Source organism: Chryseobacterium sp. C-71, assembly GCF_020911865.1.
In the GTDB taxonomy this organism is placed as follows: domain Bacteria; phylum Bacteroidota; class Bacteroidia; order Flavobacteriales; family Weeksellaceae; genus Chryseobacterium.
The window spans coordinates 3,649,821-3,667,012 of the sequence record NZ_CP087131.1; the positions used below are offsets into that span (position 1 = coordinate 3,649,821).

General features: G+C 34.2%; 13 protein-coding genes. 7 read left to right on the forward strand and 6 right to left on the reverse strand.

The window, feature by feature from the left end:
* Positions 1 to 483: 483 nt before the first annotated feature.
* Both LNP04_RS16910 and LNP04_RS16915 read left to right on the forward strand, forming a co-directional pair.
* Positions 484 to 927, forward strand: coding sequence for a JAB domain-containing protein (locus LNP04_RS16910; RefSeq protein WP_229984063.1), 444 nt, complete (start codon positions 484 to 486; stop codon positions 925 to 927).
* A 60-nt stretch (positions 928 to 987) separates the two neighbouring features.
* A complete protein-coding gene (locus LNP04_RS16915) occupies positions 988 to 2,268 on the forward strand; it encodes a DUF3945 domain-containing protein (protein WP_229984064.1) in 1,281 nt (426 codons plus the stop codon).
* A gap of 352 nt (positions 2,269 to 2,620) precedes the next feature.
* Here LNP04_RS16915 and LNP04_RS16920 read toward each other — a convergent pair whose 3' ends face one another.
* From LNP04_RS16920 to LNP04_RS16940, 5 genes are all read right to left on the reverse strand, one after another.
* Complete coding sequence (locus LNP04_RS16920) at positions 2,621 to 3,232, reverse strand: hypothetical protein (protein WP_229984065.1); 612 nt, start codon at positions 3,230 to 3,232, stop codon at positions 2,621 to 2,623.
* A 469-nt stretch (positions 3,233 to 3,701) separates the two neighbouring features.
* Positions 3,702 to 4,367 (reverse strand): HNH endonuclease, encoded by a 666-nt coding sequence (locus LNP04_RS16925; RefSeq protein ID WP_229984066.1) that lies wholly within the window; start codon positions 4,365 to 4,367, stop codon positions 3,702 to 3,704.
* A 354-nt stretch (positions 4,368 to 4,721) separates the two neighbouring features.
* Positions 4,722 to 9,752 carry a sacsin N-terminal ATP-binding-like domain-containing protein gene (locus LNP04_RS16930; RefSeq protein WP_229984067.1) on the reverse strand — a complete coding sequence of 1,677 codons (5,031 nt, stop codon included), beginning with the start codon at positions 9,750 to 9,752 and terminating at the stop codon, positions 4,722 to 4,724.
* A 59-nt stretch (positions 9,753 to 9,811) separates the two neighbouring features.
* Positions 9,812 to 10,582: a hypothetical protein gene (locus LNP04_RS16935; RefSeq protein WP_229984068.1), complete on the reverse strand. Its 771-nt coding sequence runs from the start codon at positions 10,580 to 10,582 to the stop codon at positions 9,812 to 9,814.
* A 105-nt stretch (positions 10,583 to 10,687) separates the two neighbouring features.
* Entirely contained in the window at positions 10,688 to 11,368 is a 681-nt protein-coding gene (locus LNP04_RS16940; RefSeq protein WP_229984069.1) for a hypothetical protein, read from the reverse strand.
* A gap of 395 nt (positions 11,369 to 11,763) precedes the next feature.
* On the opposite strand from LNP04_RS16940, the gene LNP04_RS16945 reads away from it, so the two are divergent.
* Entirely contained in the window at positions 11,764 to 12,189 is a 426-nt protein-coding gene (locus tag LNP04_RS16945) for a very short patch repair endonuclease (RefSeq protein WP_229984070.1), read from the forward strand.
* A 3-nt stretch (positions 12,190 to 12,192) separates the two neighbouring features.
* Here LNP04_RS16945 and LNP04_RS16950 read toward each other — a convergent pair whose 3' ends face one another.
* Positions 12,193 to 12,750 carry a hypothetical protein gene (locus LNP04_RS16950; protein WP_229984071.1) on the reverse strand — a complete coding sequence of 186 codons (558 nt, stop codon included), beginning with the start codon at positions 12,748 to 12,750 and terminating at the stop codon, positions 12,193 to 12,195.
* Positions 12,751 to 12,842: 92 nt separating this feature from the next.
* Here LNP04_RS16950 and dcm point away from each other — a divergent pair, with 92 nt between their 5' ends.
* From dcm to LNP04_RS16970, 4 genes are all read left to right on the forward strand, one after another.
* Complete coding sequence (gene dcm, locus LNP04_RS16955) at positions 12,843 to 14,072, forward strand: DNA (cytosine-5-)-methyltransferase (protein ID WP_229984072.1); 1,230 nt, start codon at positions 12,843 to 12,845, stop codon at positions 14,070 to 14,072.
* Positions 14,073 to 14,105: 33 nt separating this feature from the next.
* Positions 14,106 to 14,915 (forward strand): TdeIII family type II restriction endonuclease, encoded by an 810-nt coding sequence (locus tag LNP04_RS16960; RefSeq protein ID WP_229984073.1) that lies wholly within the window; start codon positions 14,106 to 14,108, stop codon positions 14,913 to 14,915.
* 145 nt (positions 14,916 to 15,060) lie between these two features.
* Positions 15,061 to 16,131, forward strand: a complete 1,071-nt coding sequence (locus LNP04_RS16965) for a DNA cytosine methyltransferase (protein WP_229984074.1) — start codon at positions 15,061 to 15,063, stop codon at positions 16,129 to 16,131.
* Positions 16,121 to 17,191 (forward strand): hypothetical protein, encoded by a 1,071-nt coding sequence (locus LNP04_RS16970; RefSeq protein WP_229984075.1) that lies wholly within the window; start codon positions 16,121 to 16,123, stop codon positions 17,189 to 17,191. Before LNP04_RS16965 ends, LNP04_RS16970 begins: the two co-directional genes overlap by 11 nt.
* Position 17,192: the final 1 nt, after the last annotated feature.

Consider the following 17,192-nt stretch of genomic DNA (forward strand, 5'->3'; position numbering starts at 1 on the left):
ACATCATTCCTTTTGAGGCTAACTGATTTTCTATAGCAAATATATTCCGTGGTCACTGCGGAAAAAAATCTTTTTGGGTATCCGGGATCGGAGATCCCAGAACCTCCACAAAAAGATTTCAAGCTTTCATCAATGTTCTTTCTTATTGTTTTCAAGGTATTGATTGCAGTTTTCCTTGTGCCTGCCTGAATGGTTATCCGCATAGAAAAAGTCAGAAACCTCACAAGATGCAATTGCAGTTCATTGAAATTTTGATCCTTATTTATTCTCTTGATATAAATCATCTCATAAGATGTTGATATAAATCAATTGATCAGATTCTTATATAAACCACTTCGTCAGATGTTAGTATAAATCAATTTATCATACGATACGACCGAGTAAAAGAATAGAAAAAGTCAAAGTTTCCTTCAAGCTGCAATTCACGGGTTTTAATTTAAGTGCGGGAAAAACAGGTCTCCGCCGTACTCGGAGCAGGAAATTATGAAATTCAATATAGTCAACGAAATTAAATTGAGCTACTCAAGAAAGGGAAATTGTGAAAGGTCTATATCATCATCAGCGGATGCAGCGGATGTTTTCAGGGCACATTTTGATGCGGAAGAAATGGACTACAGGGAATCGTTCTTTGCGCTGTATCTGGATCAGGCGAATAAGGTGCTGGGAATTAAGAAAATATCTGAATGCGGCATCTCTTCGACTTTGGTCGACGTCAGAATCATTATGCAGGCGGCTCTTCTTTGCAATGCTTCAGGGATCATCGTTTCCCACAATCATCCTTCGGGAAATCTTAAACCGTCATCCGCTGATATTAAGATGACCGCAGAGATTAAAGAAGCTGCGAAAATTCTGAAAATGTCACTGCTTGACCACGTCATCCTGACATCGGAATCACATTTTTCATTTGCGGATGATGGAATAATCTGAGTATAAAATAATAAGCAATCAAAAAAGTAATAGTATCAAATAATATCTAAAATAATCATCATGAACAAAATAGGAAATCATACAGCAATTTCAGAGGTGAGTACTTTATTGGTACTTCGTCACAGTAAAAATTCTATCGGAATTGTACAGGGAATCGAAAACAACGGAAATCTTATAGACGTTCCTCCGAACCGTACCAACATTCATTCCGTAATGAGGATCGATTCTTCGGAGTATTCTTTTACGGACTTCTATTCGGATTTTTATCATCAGCTCAAAGATCCCTCTGAATATTCATTTTTTAAGGTAAGGGAATTCGAGGCGCACGATACAGCTATCAATTTACAGGAATATATTAATTGTTTATCAGATGTAGAAAGACAGGATCTGAAATCGGTTGAAGTGTCTATTGAAGCGGTCAATGCGATCAGAAATAAGAAAACCAATGAAAAGGAGACTTCTTTTTTGAAGAAGGGTTTTAGTAACGGGTCACTTACTATTAATAGTAGTTCTCAATACCGCTATCAGATTGAGGATGTTCCATGGGACACGATGGCTGAATTGGGTCTTAACAGGGAAACGTTGGAAGAAATCGGTGCGTTGGATACTCTGTTGAAAGGCTATAAAACACCAATGTTGATTCCGATACTTTTTAATGATGGGGAAGAGGTAAGCCAGATTGATGCACGCTTACAGTTGCGGATCGATGATGATGGAGAATTAATTGTGAAGGTGCATCGGGTTCTTAAGAAAGTGGATTTCAGAAAGAAGTTTAAAAGTCACAAGTTTACAAAAGAGGATAGGGTCAATCTTTTAAATTCGGGGAATATGGGCAGAGTGGTGGATCTTACTGATACAGTTACAGGAGAGATAATTTCTTCACTGATAAGTTTGGACAGGCTGACCAATGAGCTGATTTCTTTGCGGATGGAATTTGTGAGGATTCCTGATGTGCTTTGCGGTGTGAAATTGGATTTGGAGAAGAAGAAGGTGCTTCGTGATGGGAAAGCTTTGTTTATTGAAAATATGGTATCGAAGAAAGGGAAGCTTTTTTCTGCAACCGTTCAGTTCAATGCGGACAGGCAGTGGGTGGAGTTTATGTTTGAGAATAAGTTTAGAAGTTCTGGTTTTAGCAGAGTGAATCATTCTGAGCGGGAAGTTCCTTCACATTTCAGAGGGGTAAAGCTTCGTCAATGGCAGATGGATCAGTTAAAGGCTGGGGAGACGGCATATATCAAGGGACTGGAAAGCAGAAAGGGTAAGACTTATCAGGGTTATATCCAATTTGATAAGACGACAGGAAGGATTGTGTTTTCTTTTAAGGATCCTAAGAATAAATAGGGGAGTCTTTAAAATGTTTTGGAACTCTGGAAAAAGGGAGTAAGTAAATTGATGTAATTTTTTAGTAACCTGCAAGGTCGATTGACTTTGCAGGTTGCTTTGTTTGGGTTTTCGATGGAAATGCGTGATGAAAATCGGGCGGCAAAAATGCAATTCCTCCCTATGGTCGGAAATGCATTTTTGCGGAATTTGGAGCAACCCCATTTCTAAAACATTGCCGATCTTGGCTTTCCTATGTTTTTGAAAAAAGGTTGTGGAGATTTAGAATATCAATATTTTAATAGTCAATATATAGATGTATAGTATAAAATGAAATAGTAACAACATTAGTTTTATCCTGATGATTTGATTACTATGAATTATAAAAACTCCAACTAATGTTCCATTTCATCTCCTTCTTAAAGTTAGTAAGTTTTTTTATAATTCCTTTTTTGTGATCAGTTCCACAAATTAAAATTGCATTATTATAAGGGTATTTAATACTGTAGTTATAAATATTATTTAAAATTTCTGTTTCTCGTAAATCATGAATAAATGTTTCCTGTTGATATTTTTCTAAAAGAATTTTTGGAGCATTTTCCTTCAGTACTTTAAGTTCTAATGACTTTAATTCTGAGATCAGTTCAGTACATGCAGGACTATTTAAAAAATTAAATCCAAAATCTGCCACAGATCTTATAAGCTTTTCAAATACTTTATGATATGATTCACTTCGCTCAACAATAAAATCGTAGTCCGAAAATAATTCATGTAAATCAAACTCATATGTATCCACAGGGAAATGTTTAATGTCATAATTTCTAATGTAAACACTTATAGCTTTTGACTCAACCGTTTGCGGCGGTCTTTGACCAGAATAGATTGAATGAAAAACATGGGCAGGTAGTTCCTCAAAAATGACGTCTGGTTTTATATTCTCAAGAATTTTGTATAACTCATGAGGATTGCATTTTCCTACTTCCATATGAAAAGACGATAGGAGTGTGATGTTAGAAGTAAAGTTCATTTTTTTTAGTATTAATAAATATTACTGACAAAAAATTAAAATTTTAACATTGTAAAATTAAATTAAAAGCTTGTAATATTTAAATAAACACTATAAAGCTTTAACTTATTGATGAAGATGATATAATAATTTCATACTATGTATATAACAATAGTAATAGCTATGATGTAATGATTATCAAACTTAAAGATTGATATGCAGATATCATGAATCAGATAACAATACCTCAAATATCTTTCTTTTAATGATAGTATTTTCGAAAACTATCAAAACATCACACAGTTCCTTATTCCTAAAAGACTTGCCAAACTCTAGAAAGGAAGAAATGATTTTTCACATCATTCTGATGCAAATTTTTCAGATGGAGTCATTTAAATATTTTGTAGGTTATTAATAGTTTATCATTTGTAAAGCATTTGCTAAAAATTTAATCAAATGTAAAACCTTCAGGATATACGATTCCAATGAATTCTGCGTGCTCATAGAAATCCATAAATATTGTGAATAGACCTTGTGCCGCAAAGTATTTATATCTGAATACTTCGGGATTATTATATTCACCCTCTTTAACAAGTGCCGGATGCAGGTCTTCCTTTAAAAAATCAACTGCAGCAATGGTGTTGAAACCTTCGTAAACAATTCTTTTTGAAACACTGTGAATAATTCCTTTTGCAGGTTTTTCATGATGATAGAAATAAACACCTCTAATGATTTTTTCAATAAACATTTCTGCTTCATTTTCCTTTAATGAAAGAAAGAAATGTGATTTTCCATATATCGTACCAGATCTAGCATTTTCTTCCAAATCTTGTATGAAACTTTGTTTTTCCTTTCTTCTCAAGCCTCGTAGAACTCTTTCTTCCAAATCTTTTTTTGCTACAGCATTTGTCTTGAAGGCTTTGATAAAGAATTGGAATTTATCATCGAGTTCCGAAAAACTGTTGTTATGTTTTTTGCAAGCAGGTACTGTCATCAGATTATTTCTGTGACCTGTCGGAAAAAAAGCTAATGGTGGCACGTGCTCCTTACTTGCCAGCTGGTCTGTCAAAGGACATCCGCACCAATAGCATATTTTAGGAAGTTTATTTTTCAATTAATTGTTAAGCTTTAAGTATTGTTAATTAAACTTAGAAATTATTAAATGAACCGCTCAATTTCCGTTTCAAGTTCTAAGATTTTATCAAAAATTTTTAAAATAGTTTTCCCCAATTCCCACAACACTCTGCACTTAGGACATTCGTTAACAGTAATGTTATTTTTTTTGATCTCCTTTGCAACTTCTCTGATCGTCTCGTCAGTATGTAATTGAATTAGAGATATCTATAGATATTAAGGAAAAAATAATCGAGATACAGATTTACTATGCAACCATTTTTAGATTCTTCAATCCAGTATCTGAATTCTCTCAGAAAATGTTCTATTTACTATTCTACTTAAATGATTTATTCTATAATTTTAAAATTACATTTTCATAACTAGAATCGAGGATGGCTTTAGGATTTTGATCTTTTCTTAGTTCGTCTTTTGCAAATTTCGCTACGCTGGTAGAGAGGTAATCTCTAAGCAGCCTGTCTGTTATATAGTTATCTCCTTTTATCACATCTGGAACGTTGCCTCCTAAAGCATTTACGAGATGATATGTCCATATTCCATTTTCTAAAGTATCGCTAGAATATGAACTTTGACCTGATTGGCAAGAAAGAAATGTAATGTAAGTCGGGTGATCAACAGAAAGTAGTATTAGTTCTTCTTCATCAATGTTAGAAATGTGACTTCTCTCGTTTTCATCTATAAAACTTTGTGCGCAAGCATCTATAAATATTAATGCATTTTTACACTTTGATTTTTGTAAAGGATCTATTAATAGTGATCTTAGTGAAACAGATGTCTCCGGGATATTACTTATATGCATGTCGTAAGTCGATAAATAATTAGTTATACCGCTATGGAAACCATGGCCTACATAATAAAAAATCAGTCTGTCATCTTTTTCCAATGAATGAAATAACGACTTTAGATTGTATTCAATTGAACTTTTAAGAGCTTCCTCATTCAAGAACATATAAATCTCCTCTTCCTCAACACCGAAATCTTCCAGTAACATCTTTTTGAACTTTAAAGAATCTGAATTTGCATATTTAACTGGAAATATGTTGTTTTTTGGATAGTAGTTTTCAATACCAATAATAATTGCGACTGTTTTTCTAAATTTTGGAATATTTAATATTGTTCGCAATGTTTCTTTGGTACCTTCTACAAGAGACTCTGAATCCTCTCTTACATATTTTTTATTTTCAAACAAAATATCATTATCAGATTTATTAGTTTGAATCATATAGATGGACCTATCTCCAATTCGTACCCAGTCATAATGTACAGAGGGAATCGGATGAAGTAAGGATATTGCTTTTTTTGTTATTTCATCAATTCTAAAATCATTGCTGATACCAACTATTTCATTGTTATTAGGGCTTATTTCTTTAACTCCAAAAATTATTGATCCACCGTTAGTATTTGCAAATGATGAAATAATCCGAGCAATTTTTTGGGGCACGAAAGGAACAGCACTTAATTCTAATTCGTTACTTCTTGCTGTAGTTAATAATTTGTCAATATTAGAACTGGAAATATTTGTATTTCCAACTGGTATTCTATTAATACCAGTTTTTTTAAGTAGTTGCCCCAAGGTTATTTGTCTTGGTGCATTATTACCGTCTTCGTACCATAATTCTGCATCAACATATTCTAAAACATCAAATTCAGAACTATAATATAAGAGTATAAAATCTTTGTCAGATGGTCTTGCCACAAGTGTTATTTCATTTCCATTTTTCGTGATGCCGCCAATAATACTTTCTGCAATGATGTAATTATTGCTCAGATCATATTCAGGAAAGGTCGAAAGATAATTAATAACATTTGTTACTGCTCTTGCTATGATATTTTTAGTATAGTTTAATAAGTCAAAATCAGGTCTTGATAAATGATAGAACTCAGAAGTTATCACGGTATTATCAGGTATTTTAATTATTTCTGTTGAATAATCACCATCTAGGATGCTAGGAAGGTCAATATCTGATGTAGTAACCATACCTAAAATTTCTGTAGGTATATTGATATTTTCTTGCTTGAAATGCTGATGTATCTCTTCCTGGGATGACCTTAATAAAAATTCTAATTTCTTATCATATCCCAGTAGGTAAAAATATCTACATAGAACTTCAGGTAGCCTTAATAACACACTATTGCTAGTCCATGGCTTTGTGACAAATAGATCTGGCCTATCAAAATGAACATTAACATTCTTGACAAAATCTATATCGGTATATTTAATTTTTAGCTCATCCGCTTGATAAATATTTAGAGTATTGATTTTATGTTCAAGACTTTCCAGTGATTCATTAATTTTGTAATCAATTGATTCGGCTTCAATCCATATTTTAAAGTGGGGAATAATAGTCTTAAGCTTGGTTATCAAATCGGAACAATTTTCTTTGTGAGAATAACTCAGTTCAAAATCACTTTCTCTTAGTATTTTTATTTTTAAGCATTCTAACAGGAACTCTAAATCCGGATGCTTTTTGTTGTCTGAATTGATAGCTAAAAATGAAAATTGATCTTGAAAAATTGATTCATTCCCATCGATGAAAAATTTAAGAGAACTACATTCAAGAAAGATATTTTTTGTCGTTAATAAATAACCTTCAGCTGCCCAATCTCCAACTTTTAAAATGTCTCCTTCACTCCAATTCCTGCATTGATCCAACAAAATTTTGTATATAGATTGAATACGTGTTATATTCTCTTTTTTCACCTTGCCATCAATGTTAAGATCAGAAGAAACCTTTCTTAATATTTCCAAATAATCATCTAGTTGTAGTTGTGTCCTAAAATTGAAAAAAGCTTTCCAATTTGTTGATAATTGCTCCCCAGAGAAAACAGGAAGGTAATTACCTGAGAGTTCAATAATATTTTCTGAATTAAGGTAAATTTCATTGGCCTTTTTTACAGTTTTCATTACATTTGGCAAGCAATCTACATTTTTAATGTACCAAGCAATGTAATTTGCGACTTCATCCCCTTTGGTTCTTCCATCTCTTCCCCTATCGCCCCAATACGCTATAGAAGATGTGTTCAAGTCATCTAAGCTTATGTTTTTAATAACGTCGTCCCAAAACATTTTTGCAAATTTGAAATCTGAAGATTGTGAGAGGAAGCTTAGTACTATTAAATTTGAGTACTGATCTGCATTAAATCTTGTCAGCCATGGCTTAAAATACTTATCTTCATCAACGAAAAACTCGTTTTTTAAGTCATGATTATTTACTAATGCAATCCTGCTTTCATCATTATAAATTACTGGCACAATCCCCTCCATCACACCCATCATTTTAAAGAAGCGTTTCCATTCGTTTTTATCTGATTTTTCTAACAGGTATTTTTCGCTTATAAAAATGTCGTCGCTTATTTCATTTTCTAATTTTAGTCGCGGTTCAAAAGAATCTGAAAAATAACAGCAGTGTGCTGGCAATAGGGTTTCTTTAGTGGTCAATATTTTTAATTCAGATAGGGCACCTAATTCTTCCCTCCCAATATCACTTTTTAAGTAGAGGCTATAGATGGTCGATATTGTATCGAATGTGTTTTCTGTAGTGCCATAAGTAGAAGCGTTAGCGATTATTGTTTTTCTAAGGTATGAAAGGTCTGTTTTCTCTATTACCCCTAGATTTTCTAACCAATTTCTTGTATCAGGGTTTTGCAGTAAAAAAGATTGAATGTCAGAATGAAGAAAAGAAATCTCACTATCTGGATCATTCCAAGTCTCATCGTCAGGCGTGGGAAAGTAAATATTATTTGGACGCTGTAATTTTCCTTTGTGATCTAGTATAAATGACCAATCCCTTATTATGTTTTCAGTAATGTTCTTTTGTTTTTCAATTTCACATTCTTGCTTTAAAAATTGAATTAACTGAATGTTGCTTGTGGAATAATGACTTTTTAAAAATAAATTAGACTCTAATAATTTAGGTAGATCCGCCCAATCAAAAATGCTTACCCCAACATTTTTAAAAGTATTACTGTATATAGTGTGTGGTAGAAACGGATGTGAATGTATTCGTTTGCTGCTGTTTTTATCAATTATGTATTCACGTGCAGTATTTTCTGTAATAAAAGTATTTTTTGCAATCAAAGTAAAATCAATAATTGCTTGATTGATCCTAAGCAGCTCCTGCTGGTTTGATAAAATAAATGGTATCGATTCGAGCGCATTTGCTACCCCTTTGCTATACTGTGTGCCTAAAACATTGCTAATGATGGATTTGGTTGGTACCAGTTCGTAAGCGCTTTGTCCATATTGCCCTGTTATTAATTCTGAAACCCATTTCAATAATTCAGCAGGAATATTATTGAATAGCCATTGGTTCCATTTTGAATCTTCATGCAATGTTTCCCTATTTGCACTCATTACAAAGCTGCTATTAACTAAAACGGGAACGGCATATTTTCTTTCTTCAGTAGGAAGGTAAGAATAAAGAAGCCTTTCATCAATATCAAGTTTTTGAATACTGTCCTGATATATTTTTGCGGCAAACGTCAATTCTGTATCGGTTGCATTCAAAAGTTTATCTGGGATATTCTTTTCTTCCTTTAGCTTCGATCTTATTTCAGCCGGAACTTGTAACCTTATGGTTCTCAATATCCAAGAGAATTTAGAATGTCCGTTTTGCTTAATGTCGACTGTTCCGTCTTGCTCCCTATGAAGAGTAATAAGATTTGATGTTCCTAAATTAAAATCCAATTCTTGTATGTTTTTTAGAAATAAAAACATATTTACGTTTGCAGATAGTTCGTCCAATGCTTTTTTTACATCGTCTTTGCCTTTTGATAATAATATAATTGTTGCCACAGTAAATTCCCCCTCATTTATGAAGTCAATTATTCTTTCATCAACATTTTCATTGCTTGTGTATATAGGTATAATTTGCCACGGAAAAGAAAATAGCCGGTCATTTTCTAATTCCCAATTATGCTGATCAGTTCCCCATTTAGTATTCCACTCAAAAGGATAACCTGCGTCAAATCTGAAAAACTCCTTATCTGAATAAATCAGCACTTTTTCTGATTGTCCAAAAACAGCTTTAAAACCTATTCCCTTATAACCGGTTTTTTCAACAGATTTTTTTTTGGTTCCGTCACTGACACCGCAGATCCCCCTTAGGTCCCTATTGTCAAAAGGCTTACCGGTATGTCCAACCACTAGGAAGTCGTTAAAAAGTCTTATCCCGACCCTTACAGGAATATTTGAAATTACTGAGTCATCGGCATTTTGAAGCAGCTCGTAGACAAACCTTTTTGAATCAGTATATAAATCAACGGATAAAGATTTTAATGATTCTGCTTGATTTATGGCATGCTCTGGCTCAGCATAACCTGTATTCTTTTTGAAAATATCCTGAATGTCGCTTTTAAGGCTCATGTTAGTTTTTTTATTTATCTAATTGGTTAACTATAATAATATCAACGTTGCAAACCCTTTCATTTATTTTTTAAAATTATTCTAAATTGAGCTGATCCATCCGGTATTTCATTAATGTCATAATATTCATCTTCCCCTTTTGTCTTTGCATCATCATAAAATATTCGCCGATATCCGTAAGTTTCTATATCTTCCTTTTTAAACGATTGGATACCAGGCGAAAATTCTGATTGACAACAAAATAATTTCCTAATTGAATCAATATGATTAGGAAAGACATATTCAAAATAAAATTGCTGGGATTTTGTAAGGGTATTGGATCTTATATCAGATATTATATTTGTCTCGACAATTCCAAGGCCGAGTTCGTTTATACTTGGAATACCTATGCAGTCTAATCTTGTTGGATTGGCTGACAATGGCCTCAGTGATTCGCCACAGTACAAGAGATAAAATGTTTTGCTCCCAAACTTTTTTTCATGCAATAAGAGTTTGTCCCATTGCTGAAAAGCTTCTTTTCTATTGAATTTAAGGTCTTTAAAAGCACCATTGAACGCCATTACTTTTGCTTGCAGTGCATACCAGTTATATGTTCCTGCATCATTTTGAATAAATAGGTCAATGTCATTACCATACACACTTTCCACTGTCCAAGGCAATTTATAAATTTCAATGGAATTGTCTCCGCTTGCATTTGAGTATTCTACTAAACTAAGTATAAGAAGATCGGTCAAGCCTATCTCTGAAAAACTTAAGCGATATTTAAATACCCTGGAAAGATGATTATACACTGTATATGAAAAGTGACGGATATTATTGCAATGTGACATAATGTTTTAATTGGCTACGGTTTAATTTTTTTAAGCAGTTTTAAATTTGGGCTGTACTAAAAATGCCTAATTTTTTAAGGCATCCTCTTTTGTCTGGATTTTAGCCTAAACCTTTAGTATTCTTTTCCCAGTTTTAATAAAGTCGTCATATTTTTGGGCAAGTTCATTTTCAACAGAGGATATCTTTTTCCAAGCATCATCAAATCTCTCACGGTCATTATGAGCCCATTCTCTTGGAATTGATAGGTATCCTGGAGTTCCAAGGACACCACTGACCGTATTTGCCGTAACAGAATGCAGTTTTTCTATTGTTTGGATTAGCTGTGCTTTTTTATCTTCTAAAACTGGATTTAGGAACTCAAAGTAGGACTTTCTATTTTCATCAGTTAAATCCAGTATATTGAATAGGCTCTCACCATAAAAAGAATTGCTTGATAATATATTCTGTTTCACATTCATAATCATATCATCAGTAAGTAATTCATCCCTAATCTTTAGGTATAAATAAGAATCCAATGTAATTGTATCATCGTCATACCTGAATTTTCTATTTCGTTTTATAGTGAAGTATACCCAGCAGATTAGTAAAATAGTTATTATGACTAATATTAATATCCAGAGTTTAATAGGATAATTCCAAAATTTAATGAATGCTTCTGCAAAGGAAATATTTTGAGTGTAGGATTCAATTTTATTATATGCCAAAGTGATTACAAATATAATCCCTACGGAAATAACCTTGCTCCAAACTGGGTCTTTCCAAATATTTGTTAAGTTTTTTATCATTTACTAAATTTTGCTGTGAAATGCCATACGAATCTCAAATGTACAAAATACAATTGTGCATACTTTACGGATTTCCATAAATAGCAAAGCTACCTATGCGTGGCCAACTAATAATCAGTATTTTTACTGAAATATCCATAGTAATTATCTTATTATTAAAATTATCCAATAAATTAAATTAGTGGGGAGAATATTTTAATGGGCTTTTCAACGAATTGATTGCTTCGTGAGATAAAGGATGATCCGACTAATGTGTGTGCAGCAATTTTAAGGGCGTGAGAACATCATTGAGCAACTTCAGTATTGTCTTCCAGTAAGAGGCTTTCGTCCAGTATTATTTGAACCAAATTTTTGACATCATTTTTGCAATTATAATCGAGACCAAATTTTCGATTATGGCAAAATATATTTTCGATACCACCCCTGAGCGCTCAAAGCTGATGTCTAAAATCAGGGGCAAGGACACCCAGCCGGAAATTATTTTTAGGAAAGCATTGTGGGCGGCTGGCATCCGCTACCGTATTAATGTTTCGAAGCTTCCAGGAAAACCAGATATAGTTTTTCGTAAATATAAGCTTGTCGTGTTCATTGACGGAGACTTTTGGCATGGCTACAAGTGGGAAGAGAAAAAGCTCCGTATCAAGTCAAATGCTGACTACTGGATAAAAAAAATCGAACGGAACATGGAAAGGGACCTTGAAAATACTGCTGTCTTACAAGAGATGGGCTATACCGTTTTGAGGTTTTGGGAGCACCAAGTAAAGAAAGACCTGCACGCTTGTATTTTCACAGTGAGGTCTTTTATTGAAAGTTCTTCCTAATAATTATATTAATTTTTCGAACACTTCGTCCCTAATGTCGCATACATAGCTGCCCTTGGCATTTCCTTTAGTATCGTCGACTCTTTGCTGGTAAGAATGGAGCGGGCGAGAGGAGAGGTAATTGTTGAATTCAGGAAACCCGCTTTTCCAGACCCCGTTCAAAGGCTGAGCCTTAATCTCGCTCCAATCCGTCTTGTATCTTACTGCAATCCAATTTACCCAATAGTAGATTGTTATTTCGGGATACTTCTCCTGATACCTTAATTTGTCCTTCTCATTGAACACCACTACATAAGTTGGGTCTATGCCAAATAATTTCTGTGCCCTGAAAAAAGGTGTCGCCTGAAACTTCAGGTCTCCTAGCTTTCCTGTTACAGTATTGATCAAGTCTGGAGCATAGGGGTCATGTTCTTTTGCTGGGTTTATTGCCAAATTAAGCTGTGTGCCGTGTAGCCTTACGAACGCTTCCTCGATCTTTTCGCCGTCCTCGCACCAATGCGATTTGTCCTGAAGGTCATGGTGCTCGATTTTTCTCCCTTGGTTATCAAATAGTTCATACATGTTTAAAAGTTTTTTTTAAATATAGTATTTTTTTTCTTTGCAGTTTTTTTGAAAACTTCTATATTTGTAACCAATGTATAAGGTTTTATAATATGGTTACAAATGAATTTTTATCTTTGGCGGAGACGGCGGAACTGCTTGGCAAAAACAAGGAGACCTTGAGGAGGTGGGACAGGGAAGGAAAGCTGGTGGCTATCAGGGAACCTTTAAGCAACTACAGGTTTTACAAGAGGGCTGATGTCGAGAAGATGTTCGAAGGATTTTTAAATGAAAATGGGAGTGTCGAGGGCAATTTTACTAGTCCTGACAATGATTATAAGGTATTGGAGCTTTTTGCTGGGGCAGGCGGTCTTGCGGTAGGAATGGAAAAGGCGGGCTTAAAATGTGTCGCTTTGAATGAAATTGATAAGTTTGCGTGCCAGACTTTGCGTAACAACCGTCCTAACTGGAATGTTTTGGAAGGCGATATCAAGGATTTCGGCTTTACGGAATACCATGGTAAGGTAGATGTCGTTACAGGTGGCTTCCCATGCCAGGCCTTCAGTTACGCAGGTAAGAAATTAGGTCTTGCAGATGCTAGGGGAACATTGTTTTACGATTTTGCAAGGGCAGTTAAGGAAGTAAACCCTCCAATCTGCATTGGGGAAAATGTGCGTGGTCTGCTTAACCACGACAATGGCAAGACACTGGAAGGGATGATTTCCATATTGGACGAAATTGGCTATAATGTTGTGCCCGTTCAGGTTTTGAAAGCAATCAATTTCAATGTGCCACAGAAAAGGGAAAGGCTTATATTAGTAGGAATAAGAAAGGATATTGATTTAGATTACCAGTACCCAAACCCATACAATAAAATCTACACCCTAAAGGATGCATTAAAGAAAGGGGAACTATATGATTCGGATGTCCCTGTTTCAGGAGGTGCTAAATACCCAAAGAGAAAAGCTGAGATACTTGACCTAGTCCCTCCAAAAGGCTATTGGCGCGACTTGCCATTGGATCTGCAAAAAGAATACATGGGTGGTAGCTTTTTTCTAGGCGGAGGCAAGACAGGTATTGCAAGGAGGATCGGATGGGACGAGCCTAGCCTTACCTTGACTTGCAGCCCTGCCCAGAAACAGACCGAACGTTGCCATCCTGACGAGACTAGGCCTTTTACAGTAAGGGAGTATGCAAGGGTTCAGACTTTCCCCGACGAATGGGAATTTGCCGGGTCTTTAGCACAGCAGTATAAGCAGATTGGGAACGCAGTGCCGGTAAACCTAGGAAAGGAAGTAGGCTATTCCATTATAAAATTCCTTAATGCCTTATACAAAAGATAATTTGCTATATTTATAGCAAATTATCTAATAAGCATGCCGACAAGAGAAGAAGTCTATACTATTGTGCGCGAAACCGTTGTTCGCTCAATATCGAATTATATTAGGAATAGACGAAACGTTGTTCCAAATTTTCAAATTCTAGATCTTATCATACCTACTGAAAGAAAAATACGCTCAGTAGTTGGAGGAATGGAAACTTCATTAGGTACGACATTATGGGAGCCATTGGCTAAAGCAATAGCTTCATCGAATGGTTTTGAAGTAGTAAATTCAAATTTACAGGCTCCTGCAAATATGCCCGCGATGCTGCAAAATACGGTGCAGATGCTTATCGAAGGCAGGAACAATAAAAACATAACTTACAACGCACAATATTGTCACGACAGGATTAAGGAGTCCTGCCAGAATTTCCTGATAAATCCTATCAATGACTACATACCTGCGCCGAAGGGCTTCGGGGTAGATATCTGGCTTAAGAAAAATGGTGTGGATTATTTTTTTGATACAAAAACTGTCCAGGCTAATGTTGGAGGTTATGCCCGTTGCTTTGTACAAGTCCTTAATTGGTACTCCTATTTTTATTCAAAGTATCCAAACGGAAACTCTGTAGCGAGAATCGTCTTCCCTTACAACCCTTATGGAGAAGCAGACTTTTGGACTAGAACCATAGGAAGGGGATGGCCGTTGGAGCCCCATAACGAGGGATGGGTACAGAATGATTTTTGGGACTTTATATCTGGACTGGAAGATACATATACCATAATATTCCAAGCTTTCAACAGTATTTCGGAAACTGGGGATTTGGAGGAGGTAATACAGGAAATTTTTTATGGAGATATCTAAAAATATTATCGATGAGATCTTAAAAATGTTTTATAATATATTATATTTGCTTCTTTTAAATTAATTTTTAAAAAGGTTTAGATTGAAAAACAAAATTTGTTATCTACCAGAAATTAAGGACTTAATAATCATATTATAAATTCCAATGAATAATAATGCCCTAACGGCAATTGATCTTTTCAGTGGTGCTGGTGGCATGAGTGTTGGAGCAGTCATGGCTGGTATTGAAGTTAAGATTGCAATTGAGTATGACAAACATGCCGTCGAGACATTTAAAACTAATCATCCAGATACTGAAGTTATTAACGAGGATATTAGGAAAGTAGTTATAGATAAAAGTTATAAAGAGCCGTTTATAATTTTTGGAGGACCTCCTTGTCAAGGATTTTCGACATCAAATACCAAAACTAGAAATACTGAAAATATTAACAATTCTTTGTTTCATGAATATATAAGGCAAATTAAGGAAATGAATCCGAAATGGTTCGTTTTTGAAAATGTGGAAGGAATAACCACCTTTGAATCAGGAAAAGTCATTGCAAAGCTAAAAGAGACTTTTACTACCTTAGGATATAAAACCGAATGGAAAATTTTAAAGGCTTCTGACTACGGTGTTCCGCAAAATAGAAATAGATTTTTTATGGTAGGCAACAGAATAGGAATCGATTTTATTTTTCCGGAGAAAAAAACCGAAACCTATAATGTTTTTGATGCAATCTCAGATTTACCAGTTTTAAGCAATGGCGCTACACATATAGAACTTGAATATAAAACTGACCCCGTTAATTCTTATATGAAGTTGATGAGAGGTAGCTCAAAAAAGGCAACGCAAAATTTTGTCTCAAGAAACAAACAATTTGTCATCGATCGATATAAATATATCCAACCTGGTCAAAATTGGAAGGCTATTCCAGATGAACTAATGACAAATTATAAAAATACTAACAATTGTCATAGTGGTATATATAAACGATTAAATCCTAATGAGCCTTCAATAGTTATTGCTAATTATCGAAAAAACATGCTTATACACCCTTTTGAAGACAGAGGGTTGTCAGTTAGAGAAGCTGCTAGAATTCAAAGTTTTCCAGATAACTTTGAATTTAAGGGTAGTTTGACGTATCAACAACAACAAATAGGTAACGCTGTACCTCCTTTACTAGCAAAAGCGCTATTTGAACAAATTATTAAATTAAGCTCAGCAAATGAATATTGAAGAAGAATTTTTAGCAGACCTAAACCCTAATGACGATTCTTTTCCTGAGGGAAAAGATTATGTAGCAACTTATAAGATATTAAAGCCAAACTTTTCATCTATACATAACGAAATAAAAACTAAAATTTTAGAAATAGAAAAAGAAGGTTATTATAATGATCATGGCACTGATCATATAAAAATGGTTATTGACAGAGCATCCAAGATTATATCAAATTTTAAATTAAGTGATGCCAGTTTTTCAATATCACAATATGAAGTGTTTATCTTATTGGTTGCCATCAATTTACATGACAGTGGTCACTTAATTTCTGATAGAGATGGGCATGCACAGGCGGCAAAAGAATTGTTGAGTAGATTTGATAAAAATCCTAATAGCTTATTATTTGTAAACGAAAGGCGAATTATTGGAGATATTGCTAAAGCGCATGGTGGTAAAAATGACCCTATTGGTATGTTGCAATCTGACGATTATATTTCCGGTAAGAAGATTCGTCCAAAACTGTTAGCTTCAATTTTAAGGCTTGCTGATGAGCTAGCAGAAGATAAGTCTAGAGCATCTAGATTTCTTTTAGAGTTAAAAGACCAACAGCAACTTAATCATGAGCCTTTAGATAAACACAGTGAAATTTATCATAGGTTTTCTGAAGCTATTGATTCAGTTTATCTCGAAGGTAATGTTATTAAATTATCTTTTTGTGTAAGCTCAAAAAATCTAAATAAAAAATTTGAAAAAAAGAGGAAAGATATAATCACTGATCACTTTCTTTTAGATGAAATTTATGATCGATGTTTGAAGACATTTTTAGAAACGTTATATTGTAATAGATTTTTTCCTCCTCACAATCGATACACTAAAATTACTGTAGATATTTATTTATTAGATGAATACGAAGATTATTTGGTTGACCCAATATCTTTTGTTATGGAAGAAAATGGATATCCGTTAATGAATATTAAAGATATATTTACAATGTGTAAAAAATCTTTAATCACTTCTGCAGGCCGTAATATTGATGGAGAATATATCGCAGAAGTTATTGCTGAGAAAACTATTTGAA